Source organism: Mesorhizobium sp. P3_A9 (assembly GCF_056402975.1).
Genome location: NZ_JBFUGJ010000663.1, coordinates 1 through 1503, shown reverse-complemented (window position 1 = coordinate 1503; position 1503 = coordinate 1). Strand labels below are relative to the sequence as shown.

2 protein-coding genes are annotated in these 1503 nt (G+C 52.2%); one reads left to right on the top strand and one right to left on the bottom strand.

Annotated features, from left to right (window positions below; genetic code table 11):
- Nucleotides 1–1245 (top strand): glycosyltransferase family 2 protein (locus tag AC1DX0_RS35790; protein WP_477359208.1); only part of this gene is annotated, 1245 nt, incomplete at its 5' end.
- A 45-nt stretch (nucleotides 1246–1290) separates the two neighbouring features.
- On the opposite strand, the gene AC1DX0_RS35785 is transcribed toward AC1DX0_RS35790, so the two are convergent.
- Nucleotides 1291–1503, bottom strand: a 213-nt coding sequence (locus AC1DX0_RS35785; protein WP_477359205.1) for a hypothetical protein, incomplete at its 5' end; no start/stop codon positions are given.

The following is a 1503-nucleotide window of genomic DNA, read 5'->3' as shown; positions in this document are numbered from 1 at the left end:
TCCGATAAGTTCTCCGCTGTGCTTGCTTATGGGCTGAGCGACGACAAGGACCTGTTGTTATTCGATATGTGGCAGCGATCGAATGACAAGGTCCTTCCAATTTTTTTGCCGGGCGTAAATCCGATACTTGCTTTGAATAAGGATTATTTTCATTCCCGGTTCTTGATCTCCATCTCTGCAATAAAGCAAGAATCCGCGAATGCGGAGGTCAAAACGCCCTATGACCTGGCTCTTGGCGTGCTCGGAAAAGCATACGAGGCGAAGAAATTTCAAAAATACGGGCATTTGCCGTTTCCCGTCATTTGTCTTCCTGGGGAAGAAGCGGTCTCGGCGCCTTTGGCGTTGTCGGAACCGTTCCGTTATCGCTTTCCCGGCGCCAAAAAACATGGCGTGAGCAAGTCGGAGGAGGAGCGGATACCGTCGGTGTCGGTCGTCATCTGTACGCGGAACAAAGGACAGCTTCTCTTTCAGCTGGTGAATGGCATCCTCAACCAGAAAAACAGTTTCATTGAGGACGTCATCATTGTTGCCAACAACACGGATAATCCGCTGGCGATTGAGAGACATCGGCTTCTTTCAAAAAATACAAAAGTCAAATTTTTAGAATTTCCGCAGCCGTTTAATTTCTCTGCCCAGAGCAACCTTGGCGCCAGGAACGCGAAGGGGAATACCCTCCTCTTCCTGAATGATGACATCGTGCCTGTCACGGAAGATTGGGTGGGTGAATTGTTGCGGCCGCTTGAAAGCGAACGCATTGCAATGGCTGGAGCGTTGCTGCTTTACCCGAATGAACGGGTGCAGCATGCCGGTATGTTTCTCGGCTTCGATGGGATTTGTGGCCACACCTTCAGGCATGCTGCATTGCCAGAAGAGGATTATTGCGGGCTGCTGTCTGCACCGCGCAACGTCAGCTGCACGACAGGGGCATGCCAGATGATTAAGCGCGATGTTTTCGAGGATCTGAATGGATTTGATGAAACCTTCGCGACGTACATACAAGATGTCGACCTTTGCCTGCGGGTGCGCGAACGTGGTTACGACATAGCTTGGACACCCTCGGCTGTTCTCCTGCATGTGGAATCTCCCTCCGTGAGAGAAATTCTCGCAGACGCGAGTATTGAGTTCACGCGGAAACGCGAACGCGACATCTTCACGGAGCGTTGGGGGCATGCATATCTAACGAAAGATCCATTTCACAATCCGAACTTTTCTATCGACGACGAGCGTCTTCGCGAAATCGTTTAACCGCAGAGCACGGAAAAGCAGACGGCTCGCCATTTGACCGCCTCTCTAACAGGCAAGTCGGCAGCGAGGACGCAGGGCATCTGACTTCACTTCGGAGCTGACGACCGAGATAATCCCTTTCATTGCCCTGGACATGGGGATGCGTCTGCTTCCTTGGATCTGGTCGATGGTGGCGACTGCGCAGGATTTGCGGATCCGCGCAAATCCTCCGCCGATTCCATGTGATTGATCGCGTGGCTCATCGTCTTCACCCTGCAC